Genomic DNA, 16,837 nt, shown 5'->3' with positions numbered 1-16,837 from the left:
ATGTGTTGGCGTGTCTGCATCTGGGGCGCGGGCGGCCCGCCCGCATGAGGGTGGCACCGAGGTGGGCGAAGGCACAGCCCAACCCGCGATGCCTGTTCTGCCTCGAGCCTCTTTAAACCTGTGGTGTAGTAGGCCAGTCCGAGGGTTCCCGCTGCGCGGGAAAGCAGGCGGGCCGCCTGCGCTCCACCATTTCGCCAACGGCGCCGGGGCTTGGTCGAATAAATTGGATCCTTATCGGACGGCGGTTTGGCCGAACAGGCATAGCGGCGGCAATATCGGGAGGGAGGCCGGCATGGGGCCCCATGCCGGCAGTATTAAGGGGAGGGATATCAGTCGTTCAGCCGGTACACCCGGGCTTCAAAGGGACGCAGATCCAGGGTGTCGCCGGCCGGGTGCGGCTCAACCGGGTAGTTGGCCAGGGCCAGCCGCTCATGGCGCAGCGGCCAGGGCAGCTGCCGCCGCTCTGCCGGGCGATCGCTCAGGTTGACCAGCACCAGCCAGTGCTGGCCGTCGAGCAGGCGGCTGTAGGCGTACACCTGGGGGTCGGATTCCAGCTCCAGCCGGTAGCGGCCGTACACCAGCACCGGCTCGGCCTTGCGCAGGCGGATAAGCCGGCGGTAAAAGCCGAGCACCGAGTCCGGGTCGCCTTGCTGGGCGGCCACGTTGATGGTCTCGGCATTGGGGTTTACCTTGAACCAGGGGGTACCCCTGGTAAAGCCCGCCCCGGGGCCGGCGTCCCACTGCATGGGGGTGCGGGCATTGTCCCGCGAGCCGCGCGCCAGGGTCTGGATAATATGGCCCTCGTCCATGCCCTGCTGTTTCAGCTGGGCATACTGGTTGCGGCTGCCGACACAGTCGAAATCGTCAATCCCCTCGAAGCGGGTGTTGGTCATGCCGATTTCCTGGCCCTGGTAGATAAAGGGGGTGCCCTGCATCAGGAAATAGAGGCTGGCGATGGCGGTGGCGCTCTGCTGCCAGTAACGCTCGCTATCGCCCCATTTGGAGACGATACGGGGCACGTCGTGGTTTTCCACGAAGAGGGCGTTCCAGCCGAAGCCTGCCACCCCCGTTTGCCAGCGGCCGAAGGCCTGCTTGAGCCGGCCCAGCTCCAGGCCCGTCTCGCCATCTTCCGCCCACAATGCTACATGGTCGAAGGCGAAGATCATGTTCAGCCGCCGATGCTGTTCGCCTATCCAGTCTTCGGCCTGCGCCGGCGAGACGCCGTTGGCCTCGCCCACCGTCATGATGTCGTAGTGGTTGAAGGTCTCCCGGCACAGTTCGTCCAGGTGCTCGATGACGCCCTCGACGTTCATCATCTTGTCCCAGGCGGCCGCATAGGGCTGGCCGCCGTGGTGGGGAGCATCGCTCAGGCCTTCTTCCTTCTTGATATGGCTGATGGCGTCGAGGCGAAAGCCGTCGATGCCCTTGTCCAGCCACCAGCGCACCATGGCGTAGAGGGCCTGGCGCATCTCGGCGTTTTCCCAGTTCAGATCCGGCTGCTTGCGGGAAAAGAGATGCAGGAAGTACTGCTCCGTGCCCTGGTCGTATTCCCAGGCCGAGCCCTTGAAGATGCTTTCCCAGTTGTTGGGCTCGGCACCGTGCTTGCCGTCGCGCCAGATGTACCAGTCGCGCCTGGGATTGTCTTTGGAGGAGCGGGACTCGATAAACCAGGGGTGTTCGTCGCTGCTGTGGTTGAGCACCAGGTCGAGGATGAGCTTCATGCCGCGGGCATGCACCTCGGCCAGCAGCCGGTCGAAGTCGGCCATGGTGCCGAATTCGGCCATGATGCCCTGAAAGTCGCTGATGTCGTAGCCGTTGTCGTCGTTGGGCGAGGGATACATGGGGCAGAGCCAGATCACGTCCACGCCCAGCTCCTGCAGGTAGTCCAGCTTGATGATGATGCCGTTCAGATCGCCAATACCGTCGCCATTGGAGTCCATAAAACTGCGCGGGTAGATCTGGTAGGCCACGGCTTCTTTCCACCAATGGCGGCTAATGGGGTCAAGGGGTTGCCCGGACATAATAATCCTCGTTGATTCAGGTTACTTGATCAGTAGTTCGGTGTCGGGATCGAAATAGCAGACGTGGTCCATGTCGGCGGCCAGCGCCAGCGGTTCGCCTTCCGTGACCCGGGTCCGTCCGCCGAGTCGGGCGCTGATCCTGTGCTCTCCGGCCTGGAGCAGCACGAAGGTATCGGACCCGGACGACTCGACGTTGCGCACCGGCAGGCGGATGGCGTGTTCATGCTGTCCTTCACGGTACAGGTGCAGCGCCTCGGGGCGCAGGCCCACCACCACCGACTTGCCCCGGTAGGGGCGGAGCCGGTCGCCGGCCTGCTTGTCCACCAGGGTAAAGCCCTGATCCGGCCCGGCCACGCTGAGGATGGCGCCGGCATCGCCGAGCTCGACCCGGGCGGGGAACAGGTTCATCGGCGGGGTGCCCATAAAGTTGGCCACGAACATGTTGGCCGGCTTGTCGTAGATCTGCTGCGGGCTGCCCACCTGCTGAATATGGCCGTCGCGCAGCACCACTATCTTGCTGCCCAGGGTCATGGCCTCGATTTGATCGTGGGTCACATAGACGATGGAGGCATTGGTCTGCTTGTGCAGGTGATGGATTTCGGCGCGCATTTCCACCCTGAGCTTGGCGTCCAGGTTGGACAGGGGTTCGTCGAACAGGAACAGCACCGGCTCCCGCACCAGGGCACGGCCCATGGCCACCCGCTGGCGCTGGCCGCCACTGAGCTGCGAGGGCTTGCGGTCGAGCAGGTGATCGATTTGCAGCAGGCGCGCCACCTCCTGGGTCTTGCGCTGCTGCTCTTCTTTCGGAACCTTGCGGATCTTCATGCCGAAGGCGATGTTCTCGGCCACCGTCATGGTGGGGTAGAGAGCGTAGGACTGGAACACCATGGCGATGTCCCTGTCCCGGGGCGGTACCCGGGTCACGTCGCGACCGTCGATCAGGATCTGGCCGCCGGTCACCTCTTCCAGTCCGGCAATGCAGTTGAGCAGGGTGGATTTGCCGCAGCCCGAAGGGCCGACCAGCACCAGGAAGTCTCCTTCTCTCATGTCCACCGAGACAGACTTGAGGATGTCGGTTCCGCCATAACTTTTAATCAGGGCATTGATCGACAGTACCTTGTGGGCCTGCTCCTGTTGGGTTGCTGTGTTCACCATCTGTTGCTCCATTATGAGGACGCCCGCCGCGTGACTCCGGCAGCGGAATTGTCGCCAGGGCACCTTGCTTCCTTAAAATTTAAAACGCTTTGAAATTAACTTAACCGGGCGTGGAAGCAACCGCCAGATCCATGACTTGTGACGCGCGCCTCATTTTTTCGGGAGGGAGAGAGCATGAGTCCTTAATTTTGTTGTTTTCAGTTTTCTTTTTTGAAAATTAATAACGCATATTGGGCTTTTTGTGTGATTTATGTTTCATTTTTAAGGGTCCGGTTGTTGTTCTCTTGAAATATTGCGTCAGATCACACTATGGTGGCATGCTGATGGTTCTGCCTTGCATCTATGGTTGAAAGCGCTTTAAATTCGATCGTCCGCCGTTTCTCCCCCCAGAGGCTGGCGCGCATTGTCATCGGTCCGCCAGGCAGGAGTCTGGATAAAACATGATAGGAAGGTACAACCATGATGAAGTTTAAGATCAATTTGCTGGCCGGTCTGATTGCCGGGGTGATGTCCAGCTCGGCGCTGGCCTTTGAACAGGACAAGCTGGTGATCTGGAGCGGCAGCACCAACAGGGGCGTGGTCGCGGTGGCTCAGCAGTTCACCGACGAGCTGGGTATCGAGGTGGTGGTGGAACATCCCGAGCCGGTGACCGACAAGTTCCAGCAGTCCGCCGCCAACGGCCAGGGACCGGATATCATCCTCTGGGCCCACGACCGCTTCGGCGAATGGGGCGCCGGCGGCCTGCTCACGCCGGTGGAGCCGAGCCAGGAGATCAGGGAGCGGATGTTCGACTTCAGCTGGGACGCCCTGACCCTCGACGGCCGCATCTGGGGTTACCCCATCTCCATTGAGGCGGTGGGCCTTATCTACAACAAGGATCTGTTGCCCGAGCCGCCGAGCTCCTTCGAGCAGATTTTCGATCTCAAGCTGGCCGACGGCGTCAAGGCCATCATGTGGGACTACAACAATGCCTACTTCTCCATGCCGCTGCTGATGGCCAACGGCGGCTATGTGTTCAAGCAGGAAGGCGGGGTCTACGATGCGCGCGACGTGGGCGTCAACAACGAGGGCGCGGTCAAGGGCGCCAGGATGATCAAGCGGCTGATCGACGAAAAAGTGATGCCGGTCGGGGCCGATTACAACGTGATGGACACCGCCTTCAACAAGGGGGAGCTGGCCATGATGATCAACGGCCCCTGGGCCTGGGACAACCTCAAGGCCACCGGCATCAACTTCGGCGTGGCGCCCCTGCCCACCATAGAGGGCCAGTCGCCCAGATCCTTTATCGGGGTGATCTCCGCCGGCATCAACGCCGCCAGCCCGAACAAGGATCTGGCGGTGGAATTCATCGAGAACTACCTGCTGACCGAAGCCGGCCTGGCCGGGCTGAACGAGGCGGTGGCCCTGGGTGCGGTGGCGCACAAGGCCTACTCACAAGTGTTGTCCCGGGATCCGAACGTGGCGGCCACCCAGCAGATCGCGGCCCAGGGCGTGCCCATGCCCGGCATTCCCGAAACCGGCAAGTTCTGGGCGGCGATGAACCCGGCGCTGCAGAACATCACCGGCGGCCAGCAGACGGTGGAGAAGGCGCTGGATGACGCCGCCACCCGGATGCTGGCGAAATAATGGCCATGCCGGCACCTTGGGTGCCGGCAGCCTGTAGCAACGATCACAATGTATTTTTGGAGGCTGGCATGAGTTCGCCGACGGTCTGTGCGGAACCGGTGATGGGGGTTGAGAAACCGTCGCGGTTGTCCCTGGCCAATATGGTCAAATTGAGTGTGCTCGGGGTGGTGTCACTGGCACTGCTGTACGCGGTATGGAGCCTGTACCTGGCCGGCGAGCCGCTGTTCGCGGTATTGGTGATGGCGGTGCTGGTGGGCTTTGCCCTGATCTACGGCAACCGGCGTTTCTACACCGCCCGCTTCGTGTTTCCGGCGGTGGTGACGGTGGGGCTGTTCATCGCCTTTCCGGTGATCTACACCAGCTACGTCGGCTTCACCAACTACAGCGCCAGCAACCTTCTGTCTTTCCACCGGGTCAACGACATTCACCTGTCCCAGGTGACGGTGGACAAGAGCAGCGAGCGCCCCTTCTTCCTGTTGCCCGTCGAGGGCGGTTACCGGCTGGTGCTGCGTGGTGCCGACGGCGATCTGATAAGCGACCCCTTCGTCGCCGATGGCCAGCCCCAGCAGCTGCCGATGCAGGCAAGCGGGGAACTGGCGGCGCCGGCCGAAGCCTTCCTGCCGGCCCGCGACATGGTGCGCCTGCGCGGTGAGCTGGGCGCCATCACCGCGTTGCTGCCCGACGGCCAGAGCCTGACCACCTCCGGCATCCGCACCATGGCCCATGTCCAGCCCGTGTTCGAAGAACTCGAGGACGGCCGGCTGCGCAACCGGCTCGACGGCGGCATACTGGTGGCGGATCACTCGGTGGGCTTCTACCGGGACGAAGCGGGCAACCAGGTGGCCCCCGGCTGGCGGGTCAACGTGGGCCTGGACAACTTCAAGCACATCCTGTTCTCCGAGGGCATCCGCGGCCCCATGCTGGAAATCTTTATCTGGACGGTCGCCTTCGCCCTGCTGTCGGTGCTGTTCACCTTCGGGGTAGGGGTGCTGCTGGCGGTGATACTGCAGTGGGAGCACCTGCGCTTTCGCGGCCTGTACCGCATCCTGCTGATTTTGCCCTATGCGGTGCCGGGCTTTATTTCCATCCTGGTGTTCCGCGGCCTGTTCAACCAGAACTTCGGCGAAATCAACATGATCCTGGAGGCGGTGTTCGGCATCCGGCCCGAGTGGTTCACCAATCCGACCCTGGCCCGCGCCATGACCATTATCGTCAACACCTGGCTGGGCTATCCCTACATGATGCTGCTGGCCATGGGTTACCTGCAGTCGGTGCCCGGCGATCACGCCAAGGCCGCGGCCCTGGAAGGAGCCAGCCCGGTGCGCAGCTTCTTCTCCATCACCCTGCCGCAGATTTTGCCGCCCTTCGCGCCCATGCTGATCTCGGCCTTCGCCTTCAACTTCAACAACCTGGTGCTGATCCTGCTGCTCACCCGGGGCCTGCCGGACATTCCGGGCACCCTGATCCCGGCCGGCTCCACCGACCTGCTGGCGTCCTTCACCTATCGCATCAGCTTTATGGACTCGGGCCAGAACTTCGGCCTGGCCGGCGCCATCGCCACCCTGATCTTCTTCATCGTCGGGGCCATGGCCTATGCCAACTTCGTGGCACTGCGCCGTGCCGTGGCCGCCAAGGGGAAATAACATGATCGTCGAATATCCGCGTAACCTGCTGCTTCGTAAAATCCTGGCCCACGGCTTCCTGTGGATTTTCCTGCTGCTGATCCTGTTTCCGTTCGTGATGATACTGTCCATCTCCTTCCGGGAGGGCAATTTCGCCACCGGCAGCATCTTTCCCGAACAGCCCACCCTGGAACACTGGGCGCTGGCCCTGGGGCTGGATTACCAGCGGGCCGACGGCACCCTGGTGACGCCGCCCTTTCCGGTGCTGCTGTGGCTGTGGAACTCGGTCAAGGTCGGCACCATCGCCTCCCTGGGGGTGCTGGCGGTGTCCACCATCGCCGCCTATTCCTTCTCGCGGATGAAGTTCCGCGGCAAGGGCGGCCTGCTGGACTCGTTGCTGCTGATCCAGATGTTTCCCAGCGCCCTGGCGGTGGTGGCGCTCTACGCCATCTTCGACGCCCTGGGCAAGGTGACGCCCATCCTCGGTATCGACAGCCACTGGTCGCTGATCCTCTGCTATCTGAGCGGGGTGACCATGAACATCTGGATCATCAAGGGCTACTTCGACGCCATCGATCCGGCCCTGGACAAGGCCACCCAGATCGACGGTGCCACCCCCTGGCAGACCTTCCGCCATGTGTTCCTGCCGCTGGCGGTGCCCATACTGGCGGTGGTGTTCGTGCTGGCCTTTATCGGCACCGTCACCGATTACCCCCTGGCCTCGGTACTGCTGCGCAAGACCGAGCAGATGACCCTGGCGGTGGGTGCGCGCCAGTACCTGGTGGATCACAAGTACCTGTGGGGCGACTTCGCCGCCGCCGCCATACTGTCGGGGCTGCCGATCACCCTGATGTTCCTGCTGGCCCAGCGTTACCTGGTGTCCGGGCTGTCCGACGGCGGGGTCAAGGGCTAGCCGCCTCGGCGTCATCCAGGCGATCCCCGTCGCTGCCCCGCTGCCGTCCGGCAGCGGGGCATTTTATGCAGCGTCACCCTTCTGCAGCCAACATCCTTTCCTTGTGGCTGCGCCAGGCACGCTGATTGTCGTGTTTCCAGGCCAAGGAGAGCCTATGCCCCCGTTACTGTCCTGCCACCAAGGTTTGTCCTTTCCCCTCGGTGCCCGCTGCAGCGAGGAGGGGGTGAATTTTGCCATTTACGCCCCGGAGGATCCCAGTCTGCTGCTACTGCTGGAAAGCCCGGGGAAGCAGCGTTTCTGCCTGCCGCTGACCGGCTGTCACAAGGGCGTTCGCCATCTGTTCGTGTCCGGAGTGGATCGGTACTGGCGATACAGTTACCAGAGCGGGCGCGGCAGCCGGCCCCGCTACCTGCTCGACCCCTATGCCACCCTACTGTCGGAATTGCCCTTTTTCGCCCATCCCTATGACGCCGACTTCGACTGGCAGGGGGTCGTACCGCCCCGGCACGATTGGCACGAGGCGGTGATTGCGGAGCTGCACGTCAAGGGTTTCACGCGTCGTCATCCGGCGGTGCCGATCGAGGAGCAGGGCCGCTACGCCGGCCTGCATCACCCCGAGGTGATAAGACAGTTAAAGGAAGCCGGTGTCACAGTGGTGCAACTGATGCCGGTGGCGGAATGGCGGGACGAGCCCCACCTGCCGCCGCTCGGTCTGACCAATTACTGGGGCTACAATCCTCTGGCGCCCTTCGCCCCCAGTCGGCGTTACGCCCGGCTGGATCCGGTGGTGGAATTCAAGACCCTGGTGCGTGAGTTGCATCGTGCCGGCATCGAGGTGATCCTGGATCTGGTGCTGAATCATACCGCCGAAGGAGGAGATGAGGGGCCTGTATGGCACTGGAAACACCTCTGTCCCGACTATTACCTGCGAGATCCCGATGGCCGGCTCGGCAACTACAGCGGCTGTGGCAATACCGTGGATCTGCGCCACCCCGCCGCCCTGCGTCAGGTGATGGACTGCCTGCGGTTCTGGGTGGAGGAGTATCGGGTTGACGGCTTTCGCGTTGGGCAGGCCACCAATCTGGGACGGGAAGGGAAGCACTTCAATAAATCCTCTCCCTTTTTCTGTGCGCTGGCGCAGGATCCGGTACTGCAGCGTTGCAAGCTGATCGCCGAGCCCTGGGACAGGGGGCCCCATGGCCGCCAACGGGGCCGGTTTCCCGACGAATTCGCCGAGTGCAACGACCGTTTCCGCGACGGCATAGTCGGCTTTTGGCGCGGGGATGACACCGCGCCGGCGGAGCTTGCCAGCTGTCTGACGGGGTCGCGCGATCGGTTCAGCGAGCAACGCTGGCCGGCACACCTGCCCGTGAACTACATCTGCAGCCATGACGGTCTCACCCTGGTGGATCTGGTTGGTTATGATGGGCGAGGCCGGGGTGGGGAGGGCCCCGGTGGACAGGAAGACCAGGTCCGGGCCGACAGGGACGATGTCGATCCTCTCCGGCTGCAGCGCAACCTGCTGGCCTGCCTGCTGCTGTCGTTTGGTGTGCCGCATCTGCTGGGGGCGGATCTGGCCTCGCACAGCCAGCATGGCAATGACAATGCCTACGATCAGGATAATGTCGTCGGCTGGCTCGACTGGAGGGCGGATCCCAAGGGGCGGCAGCGCGCCTTCATCTCCCGGCTGGCCGCCTTGCGCCGGCAGTGGATCATCCCGCTGCAGCAACGCATGAGTTATGCTCCCCAGACCTCCTATCCGGATATGCACTGGCTGCGTCCAGACGGTGAAGCCATGGAAGAAGTGGAGCGGCGAGAGCCGGGGCTGCGCAGCCTGCAACTGCTGATTTCCGAACCCAGCCTGGGCTCGGTGCTGTGGCAACTCAATCGCGGTGACCGGGCCGAGTATCATCGTCTGCCCGGTCGTACCCCCTGGCGTCTGGCACTGGACAGTGCCAGGCCGGATATCGAGCTGTCGGACGAAGGCGGATCTCACCTGGTGGCGGCGCACAGCCTTCGCTTCTGGGTTCAGCCACCGGTGTCCGGTGGCGGGCCGGCCAAGCCCAACGGAGCTCCCATGGCACCCCTCACCCAATGGGAGGAATGAGACAGGCAGTCGGGGTTTTGCTTCTCATTGTCCGGGCAACGGGGTAACTTAAAGCAAAAACAAGCAGTCAGGAAGCTTTCCATGGAACAACTTGCAGAGGTAGTCACCAGAACCCTCTTGCTCACCGGGGACTCGGTAGAGCACAAACGGGAAGAAATCCGGGCCTACTTTCACCAGACCTTCAACCTTTACGAGTCCCTGTTCGACTGCATCGCCGGCGACGAAGCCTATTACCTGCGGCCGGAGCCGCTGCGCCATCCGCTTATCTTCTATTTCGGCCATACGGCGGTGTTTTTTATCAACAAACTGGTGCTGGGCAAGTACCTGGACCGGCGGGTGGACGAGCGGCTGGAGTCGATGTTCGCCATCGGCGTGGACGAGATGTCCTGGGACGATCTGAACGACGCCCACTACGACTGGCCCTCGGTGGCGCACACCCGGGATTACCGCCGGCGGGTGCGGGAGCAGGTGGATGCCTTTATCGGCGAGATGCCGCTCAGCCTGCCGATCACCCCCGACTCCCCGGCCTGGATAGTGCTGATGGGCATAGAGCACGAGCGTATCCACCTGGAAACCTCCTCGGTGATCTTGCGCATGCTGCCCCTCGACTGGCTGCGGCCCCATCCGGTCTGGTCTGCGGCCTGCGCCGAAGCGGGCCCGGCGCCGGAAAACGTCCTGCTGGCGGTGGCCGGCGACACCCTCACCCTGGGCAAGCCGGCCACGGCCGCCAGCTACGGCTGGGACAACGAGTACGGCAGCAAGACGGTGACGGTGCAGCCGTTCCGGGTGTCCCGCTACCTGGTATCCAACGACGAATATCTGCGCTTTGTGCAGGACGGCGGCTACCAAAGCCCCGAATACTGGACCGAGGAGGGCCGCCGGTGGCTCGCCTTCAGCCGGGCCACCATGCCCCGCTTCTGGCTCGAGCGCCAGGGCGAGTACTACCAGCGCAACCTGCTGCAGGAAGTGCCTTTGCCGCTGAACTGGCCGGTGGAGGTCAACTACCTGGAAGCCAAGGCCTTCTGCAACTGGAAGGCGGCCCAAACCGGCACCCATGTGCGGCTGCCTACCGAGGCCGAGTGGACCCTGTTGCGCAGCCGGCTGAGTCAGGATCAGCCGGACTGGGCGCGGGCGCCGGGCAACATCAACCTGGAGCATTATGCCTCGTCCTGCCCGGTGGACCGTTTCGAGGTGGACGGCATCCACGATCTTGTCGGCAACGTCTGGCAGTGGACCGAAACCCCCATCGACGGCTTCCCCGGCTTCGAGGTGCATCCGCTCTACGACGACTTTTCCACCCCCACCTTCGATAACCGCCACAACCTGATCAAGGGCGGCTCCTGGATTTCGACCGGCAACGAGGCCACCCGTTATTCCCGCTATGCCTTTCGCCGGCATTTTTTCCAGCATGCAGGCTTCCGTTACATTGAATCAGACCATGCAGAGGTGCCTGTGGAACCCGTGAATAGCTATGAAACCGACGATTTGGTGACCCAGTACCTGGAGTTCCACTACGGATCCGAATATTTCGGCGTGGCCAACTACCCGGTGGCCTGTGTGCGCACCCTGCTGGCGCGTCTGCCCGGGCTCGACAAGGGCAGGGCGCTGGATCTGGGCTGCTCGGTGGGCCGGGCCAGCTTCGAGCTGGCGCTGCACTTCGGGGCGGTGGATGGCATCGACTTTTCCGCCCGCTTTATCCAGCACGGCTTCCAGTTGAAGGAAAGCGGCCAGACCCGCTTCGCCATTCCCACCGAGGGCGAACTGGTGGAATTTAAAGAGACCAGCCTGCACGCCCTGGGCTACGCCGAGGTGGCCCACAAGGTGGAGTTCGTGCAGGGCGATGCCTGCAACCTGAAAGCCCGTTTCGGCGGCTACGATCTGATCTTCTGCGGCAACCTGATTGACCGGCTCTACGATCCCAGCCTGTTCCTCGGCCAGGTGCATGAGCGGCTCAACCCCGGTGGCTGCCTGGTGCTGACCTCGCCTTACACCTGGCTGGAGGACTACACCCCCAAGGCCAAGTGGCTGGGAGGCATCAAGGTCAACGGCGAGAACTTCACCACCCTGGACGGTCTTAAGGCGTTACTGGGCGGGCGTTTCGAGCTGGTGGGCCAGGAAGACATTCCCTTCGTGATCCGTGAAACCCGTCGCAAGTTCCAGCATAGCCTGGCGGAAATGACCCTGTGGAAGCTGAAGTAAGAAAAACGCAGACCGGTGCTCCGGTCTCCTCGGATAAAGAGACAGTCGGTCGTTGATCGGCTTCAGACGGCTGACAACGGCCCGGTGCTCAGTATCCCATCAGTTCCAGCAGGCTCTTGGCCTGGGCTATCGCCTCCTGGCGGTGGTTGATGCCGAGCTTCTGGTAGAGGTTGCGGATATGGGTCTTGATGGTGGTGGCGGCCACGTCCAGCTCGGCGGCGATCTGTTCGTTGTTGTAACCGGCGTAGATAAGTCCCAGCACCTGCCATTCCCGCTGGGTCAGCGGGCTGGTGCGCACCAGTTCGGGCACCTGGGGGTGGGTCAGCAGTTTTTCCACGAAGGCCTCGTCGAAGTGGGCAGACCGGTGCCGGTGCTGGTGCTGGCTCAGCTCCTTCAGCAGCCGTTGGGCCCGGTGCCGGGTCATGTCGTCCAGCGCGGCCTGGGCGGCCAGTTGGCGCAGCAACTGGCCCAGCGCTTCCCCCTCCAGGATAAAGTGGCTGATGAAACCGGTGCGGTTGGCCAGGGTCAGGGCTTCCAGCAGGCACTGGCGCGCTTCATCAGTTTCGTGCCGGCGCAGGTGCAGGTGGGCCTGCAGGATAAGGTTGCGGTTGAGATCGCTCACCAACTGTAGCCGGCGGGCGGTGTCGTTGCGCTGTTGCAGCAATTCCAGAGCGGCGTCGGGATTGCCGGCCAGCATATGGGCCCGGGCCAGGTTGCGCCACTGGGCTTGCTGGAAGTGGTTGGTGTCGCCTTCCGGGGCCTGGGCCTCGGCCAGCCAATGGCGGGTGGCGGCCTCGTCGCCCACCAGTTGCCACAGCAGCAGCCGGGTCTGATCCACGCTGGCCACCCAGTCCATGTGGAAATGTCCCCCCCGCAGCAGTTGTTCACAGTGCTGGAGGTGTACCCGGGCATTGTCCACGTCGCCGCGCACCAGGGAAATCTTCACCAGCATGGTCCTGCATTTGAGCTGCTGCTGGGGCGAGAGATCCTCCAGCACTTCCAGCCCCCGGCGGGCGGCGCTTTCGGACTCGTCCAGGCGATGCCAGCTCCACAGCACCCGGGAGCGCAGATACAGCAGAAACTCATGCAGCGGCACCTGGCCCAGGTGCTGCTCCTGCACCAGTTCGAAGGCCCTGTCCTGTATTTCGAAGGCGGCCTGCAGGTAGCCCTGGGCCAGTAGTATCTCGCTCTGTTGCAGCATGGCCCACAGGGCCTGGTGGTAGATGCCGTAGCGGCGGGCCATGGCCTCGCATTGCTGCATGACCGGCAGGGCCCGGGTCAGCTGTCCCAGGCAGTGATAGACCTCGCCGGTGACGGTGGTGGCCACCACCCGGCTGTGGCTGCGATCGGCCGGCAACTGGGCGAGGGCTTCTTCCGCCAGGGCCAGGGCCTGGTGGGGCTGGCCGGCGTTGATGGCTACCTGGGCGCGCAGTGCCTGGAATTCGGCCCTGTCCCCGGGCGCCAGGATCAGCCCTTCGGCCGCCATCGCCTGTTCGGCGCGGCCGAGCTGCAGTTCCACCTCGGGATAGCGATGCTGGCTCTGGGCCAGCCAGGCGCGCAGCAGCACCAGACTGGAGGAAAGCAGCAGCCGGCTTTCGGGCAACTGGTCGAGGCTGTGCTCCAGCAGCTGCAGTTCACCGCTGTGGAACAGCGGCCAGCCGTGCTCCAGCAGCAGCTGTTGCAAGAGGGCGGGATCATTGGCGGCCAGGCAATGGTAGAGCGCCTCCACCGGAAACGCCTGCTCCAGCCAGGCGCGGGCCGCCAGGCCGTGCAGTTGCAGGCCCTGGCCCGGCTGCTCCCGCTCCCGTTGGTGGGACAGAAACTGGGTGAACAAGGGGTGAAAGCGAAACCAGACCCCTTCCGCATCCAGCCGCTGGGTGAAGAGGCCCTGGCGTTCCAGATTCTCCAGCAGCAGTTGGCCGTCTTCCCGCCCCGTCAGCCGGTTGGCCAGGGCGGCGTTGAGCGAGCGCAGCATCGAGCAGCGCAGCAGGAAATCGCGGGTGGCCGGATCCACCCTGTCCAGCACTTCTTCCTCCAGGTAATCCCGCAGATGCGCCTGGTTAAGCCCGGCCAGGCGCTGGGCCGACTGCTGGGGCTTGAGATGGCCCTGGCTGGAAGAGAGGGCGATCAGTTGCAGGGCGGTAGGCCAGCCTTCGACATCGTCGCACAACCGGGCCGAATCGGCTTCGGCCAGGGGGGTGGCCAGCCGCTGCCGGAAAAACTGGCCGGTTTCCTGGTGGTTGAAGGCTAACTGCCTGCTGTCTATTTCGAACAGCTGGCCCCGTACCCGCAGATTGGCGATGCCGAGCGGCGGCTGGGTGCGGGAGACCACCAGCAGGCTGAAGGACTCGGGCATATGGCGCAGGAAAAAGCGCAATCCGTCGTGGATCAGCTCCTCCCGGAGCAGGTGATAGTCGTCCAGCACCAGCAGGGTGGGGGTGTGCCAGCCGGCCAGCTCCTCGAACAGCTGCCCGAACAGGGTGTTGAGCTTGCTGAACTGGCGCTTCTCCGCCATGGCCAGGGTCTTGGGGCAGGCCTGACCGGTGGCCCGGGCCAGGGCGGCGATCAGGTAGTGGCCGAAGCGCTGGGGATCGTTGTCGCTTTCGTCCAGGGAATACCAGCCCAGATGCTCGTGATCGTCGGTCCACTGGGCCGCCAGGGTGGTTTTGCCGTAGCCGGCCGGGCAATGCAGCAGGATCAGCGGATAATGCTCGGCCTGGCTCAGCAGGGTCAGCAGCCGCGGGCGTAGCAGGGTGTGATGCAGCCGTGACGGCCGGTTCAGTTTGGACGGGATCAGCATGGCGAGGTCTTCGGTTCCCCTGTTGCTCGGTCGGAATATTCTACCCACATCCTACCCGGGGCGGTAACGAGCACAACCGCAGCCCCCATTTAACCGTGTCCGATCACAGTTTTTGTGCCTGGGGCGGGTGGTGCTGCCGGCATGGATGAAAAAAGGGTGTGCAGTGCACACCCAAACACAAGGAAAGTCAGTAGGCAGGACGGCTACTTCACCGCCTCCACAAAGGTGCGGCGGGCGGAATTGACGCCCAGCCGCTCGGCTTCTTCCATCAGGCGCAGGGCCTTGTCGATGTCCCCCTGGCCGGCGGCGGCGCGGATGGCCTGGGTAAAGTAGGCCTCGGTTTCGGGCTGGGGTGCTGCGGCCGGACTGGCTGCTGTTGCCGCCAGAGGCTGCGGACCTATGACCACGGCACCCTGCTTCTGCTCGGCCGCCACCTTCAGTTGCAGCTTGCCCTGGGGCTGATGGGACACCCGCACATCCGGGATGGCCGGCGGCTGGTTGCCGATGGCCTGGGCATGCACCTTGGCCGGGTGGGGCATCATGGTATGTCGGGCCAGGTCTTCGCTCCGGGTGAACACCAGTATATGGATCCGTTGTTGCCCCGGCATGGGCGTCAACCTGATGCTGCCTGCCAGCCGGTTGTCCAGCAGCAGCCGGCCGGAGGCGAAGGGAAAGGCGTCGGCGGGATAGAAGGCGGCGGGCCGCAGCTGTTCATCCAGCACCAGCACATTGGGGGCGAAGACCTGATTGTGCTCGTTCACCAGGCTGTGCAGGGTGAGCTCCAGGGTGCCCCGGTCGGCGGGCAGGGTGAAGGCCGCGACCGGCCCTTCGCCCAGTCCGGTGTCGAGCCGGGGGCCGGCGTCATCGAGCACGAGGGTTTCGGTGACCGGTGGGTTCAGTGGCTGCCATTGCAGGGCGGCAAGCTGCTGCTGACCGATGGTCGGCAAGTCCTGCGGTGCCTCGGCCGCCGCCACGGGCCGGGCGGCCAGCACGGCGCCGAACAGGCACAAGGCGACTAGCGTTTTGTTCATGATGCCTCCTATCTGTAGTGGTGCCCTATGATCGAAAAAATCCGGGAGCGCGGACGAGCCGCCCGCACTCCAAGGGGTTTACCACCAGGCTTCCATCTGCACGCCGAAGGTCACTTCGCCGTCGTTCGCCTCCGAGGTGCCGGCGCGGTCCCCCCACTTGTCGTTCCAGTCGGCGTAGGTGGCGAACAGGCGGATGGCCGGGCGGGCCCAGATGCTGTCGCCGGCCTGCCACTGCTGGGCCAGGGTGTATTTCATCTGATCGTTGCGCTTGCCGCTGGCCTGGTCCTTGACGTTGTCATAGCCCAGTTCGAGCAGGGTGCTCATGGTGTTGCTCCACTTGTACATGGGGCGCACGCCCGCCGAGTACCAAGTGCTGCCGTTGTTGTTGTCCAGATCGATATCCTGGTACAGGGCCACGTACATCAGCTCCCAGTCGCTGGCGGGCTGTACCACACCGTGGTTGATCAGGCGTAGCATGTTGCCGTGGTTGCTGGTGCTGGCACCTTGTGAGTGGCCTGAATTCCAGGAGGTCATGGAATCGGTGGCGTATTGCGCCACGAACTTGTTGAAGCCGCCGAAGAAGTTGCCCTGTGTGTGCTGGGCGGTAAGCATGTAGCCGTCCTTGGTGGCGTCCGGATGCAGAGAGGCATCGTGTTTGGTGCCGGCGCGACCGTAGTCCAGGCCCAGTTCCAGGTTGCCGTCTTGGTTGGTCTGCAGGCCGGCCAGGCGGATATCGAAGACGTTGTTGTAGGCATTGTCATCGCTCCCGAAGCCGGCGGCGCCGCCTTCCTCGGTGTTGCGGGTGACCGCCAGCGACAGCTTGCCGAAGCCGAGGTCGACGTTTTCCAGGCCGGCGCCGGGGCCGGAGATATCCCAGTAGTAGAAATCGAGCATGTGCACGTCATGACGCTGATAGAAGCGCTTGCCCGCCCACAGGGTGGCGCCCGGCAGGGCGTCGAAGACGTTGCGGGCCTGGACGTTGACCTCTCGGAAGGCAGGCTCGACCTGTTCCCAGTCGTTCTGCTGAGAAATGGCGTAGGCCAGGTTGGTGTCGAAGTAGAAGCTCTTGCCACCCTCGGCCCACAATTCCTGGCCCAGCTTCAGTTCGGCGTAGGTTTCGCACTCGTTGCCGAGGCGGTACTTGGCAGCGGCACCGGTGGCGGCGAAGCACTCTTGATCACCGCCGCCGCTGGTCCATCCGATACCGGAACGGGCGTAGCCGTGGAATTCCACCGCCATGGCCTGGCCGGCCATGACCGCCGCCACGGCGGATGCAACGGGAAGTAAACGCCATTTGTTCATTTGAGTTCTCCTTGTTGGCCTGGTGCAGGGACCATTCCCTGGTCGGCCTTGCTTGATTAAA

General features: G+C 63.6%; 10 protein-coding genes. 5 read left to right on the top strand and 5 right to left on the bottom strand.

What is annotated here, in order from left to right; all coding sequences use genetic code 11:
* Nucleotides 1-329: 329 nt before the first annotated feature.
* Nucleotides 330-2,021 carry an alpha-glucosidase gene (locus C7I36_RS01205; protein WP_106451920.1) on the bottom strand — a complete coding sequence of 564 codons (1,692 nt, stop codon included), beginning with the start codon at nt 2,019-2,021 and terminating at the stop codon, nt 330-332.
* Between the two features lie 21 nt (nt 2,022-2,042).
* The gene (locus C7I36_RS01200) at nt 2,043-3,176 is read right to left on the bottom strand and encodes an ABC transporter ATP-binding protein (RefSeq protein ID WP_106451919.1); all 1,134 of its coding nucleotides are present in this window, start codon (nt 3,174-3,176) and stop codon (nt 2,043-2,045) included.
* A gap of 459 nt (nt 3,177-3,635) precedes the next feature.
* Between C7I36_RS01200 and malE the strand changes: the two genes are divergently transcribed.
* From malE to ovoA, 5 genes are all read left to right on the top strand, one after another.
* Nucleotides 3,636-4,802 carry a maltose/maltodextrin ABC transporter substrate-binding protein MalE gene (gene malE / locus C7I36_RS01195; RefSeq protein ID WP_106451918.1) on the top strand — a complete coding sequence of 389 codons (1,167 nt, stop codon included), beginning with the start codon at nt 3,636-3,638 and terminating at the stop codon, nt 4,800-4,802.
* A 68-nt stretch (nt 4,803-4,870) separates the two neighbouring features.
* Nucleotides 4,871-6,445, top strand: a complete 1,575-nt coding sequence (gene malF / locus C7I36_RS01190) for a maltose ABC transporter permease MalF (protein WP_106451917.1) — start codon at nt 4,871-4,873, stop codon at nt 6,443-6,445.
* 1 nt (nt 6,446) lies between these two features.
* The gene (malG, locus tag C7I36_RS01185; protein ID WP_106451916.1) at nt 6,447-7,337 is read left to right on the top strand and encodes a maltose ABC transporter permease MalG; all 891 of its coding nucleotides are present in this window, start codon (nt 6,447-6,449) and stop codon (nt 7,335-7,337) included.
* Nucleotides 7,338-7,491: 154 nt separating this feature from the next.
* A complete protein-coding gene (locus C7I36_RS01180) occupies nt 7,492-9,444 on the top strand; it encodes an alpha-amylase family glycosyl hydrolase (protein ID WP_106451915.1) in 1,953 nt (650 codons plus the stop codon).
* Between the two features lie 81 nt (nt 9,445-9,525).
* Nucleotides 9,526-11,643: a 5-histidylcysteine sulfoxide synthase gene (gene ovoA / locus C7I36_RS01175; protein ID WP_106451914.1), complete on the top strand. Its 2,118-nt coding sequence runs from the start codon at nt 9,526-9,528 to the stop codon at nt 11,641-11,643.
* An 88-nt stretch (nt 11,644-11,731) separates the two neighbouring features.
* Here the strand turns inward: ovoA and malT are convergent, their stop codons facing one another.
* The 3 genes from malT to C7I36_RS01160 form a co-directional block, all read right to left on the bottom strand.
* Nucleotides 11,732-14,443 (bottom strand): HTH-type transcriptional regulator MalT, encoded by a 2,712-nt coding sequence (gene malT / locus C7I36_RS01170; protein ID WP_106451913.1) that lies wholly within the window; start codon nt 14,441-14,443, stop codon nt 11,732-11,734.
* Between the two features lie 203 nt (nt 14,444-14,646).
* Complete coding sequence (gene malM / locus C7I36_RS01165) at nt 14,647-15,474, bottom strand: maltose operon protein MalM (RefSeq protein ID WP_106451912.1); 828 nt, start codon at nt 15,472-15,474, stop codon at nt 14,647-14,649.
* A gap of 78 nt (nt 15,475-15,552) precedes the next feature.
* Nucleotides 15,553-16,776 (bottom strand): maltoporin, encoded by a 1,224-nt coding sequence (locus C7I36_RS01160; protein WP_106451911.1) that lies wholly within the window; start codon nt 16,774-16,776, stop codon nt 15,553-15,555.
* Between the last annotated feature and the right edge of the window lie 61 nt (nt 16,777-16,837).

The organism is Zobellella taiwanensis (genome assembly GCF_003012795.1).
Taxonomy (GTDB): domain Bacteria; phylum Pseudomonadota; class Gammaproteobacteria; order Enterobacterales; family Aeromonadaceae; genus Oceanimonas; species Oceanimonas taiwanensis.
The sequence above is the reverse complement of the archived record's forward strand: the minus strand, read 5'-3'. Positions and strand labels throughout refer to the sequence as shown.

What these genes read in the sequence shown, in the direction of transcription:
- C7I36_RS01180 (WP_106451915.1), top strand. Translation starts at nt 7,492, where the DNA reads ATGCCCCCGTTACTGTCCTGCCACCAAGGTTTGTCCTTTCCCCTCGGT.
- ovoA (WP_106451914.1), top strand. Translation starts at nt 9,526, where the DNA reads ATGGAACAACTTGCAGAGGTAGTCACCAGAACCCTCTTGCTCACCGGG.
- C7I36_RS01200 (WP_106451919.1), bottom strand. Translation starts at nt 3,176, where the DNA reads ATGGTGAACACAGCAACCCAACAGGAGCAGGCCCACAAGGTACTGTCG.
- malM (WP_106451912.1), bottom strand. Translation starts at nt 15,474, where the DNA reads ATGAACAAAACGCTAGTCGCCTTGTGCCTGTTCGGCGCCGTGCTGGCC.
- malF (WP_106451917.1), top strand. Translation starts at nt 4,871, where the DNA reads ATGAGTTCGCCGACGGTCTGTGCGGAACCGGTGATGGGGGTTGAGAAA.
- malE (WP_106451918.1), top strand. Translation starts at nt 3,636, where the DNA reads ATGATGAAGTTTAAGATCAATTTGCTGGCCGGTCTGATTGCCGGGGTG.
- C7I36_RS01160 (WP_106451911.1), bottom strand. Translation starts at nt 16,776, where the DNA reads ATGAACAAATGGCGTTTACTTCCCGTTGCATCCGCCGTGGCGGCGGTC.
- malG (WP_106451916.1), top strand. Translation starts at nt 6,447, where the DNA reads ATGATCGTCGAATATCCGCGTAACCTGCTGCTTCGTAAAATCCTGGCC.
- C7I36_RS01205 (WP_106451920.1), bottom strand. Translation starts at nt 2,021, where the DNA reads ATGTCCGGGCAACCCCTTGACCCCATTAGCCGCCATTGGTGGAAAGAA.
- malT (WP_106451913.1), bottom strand. Translation starts at nt 14,443, where the DNA reads ATGCTGATCCCGTCCAAACTGAACCGGCCGTCACGGCTGCATCACACC.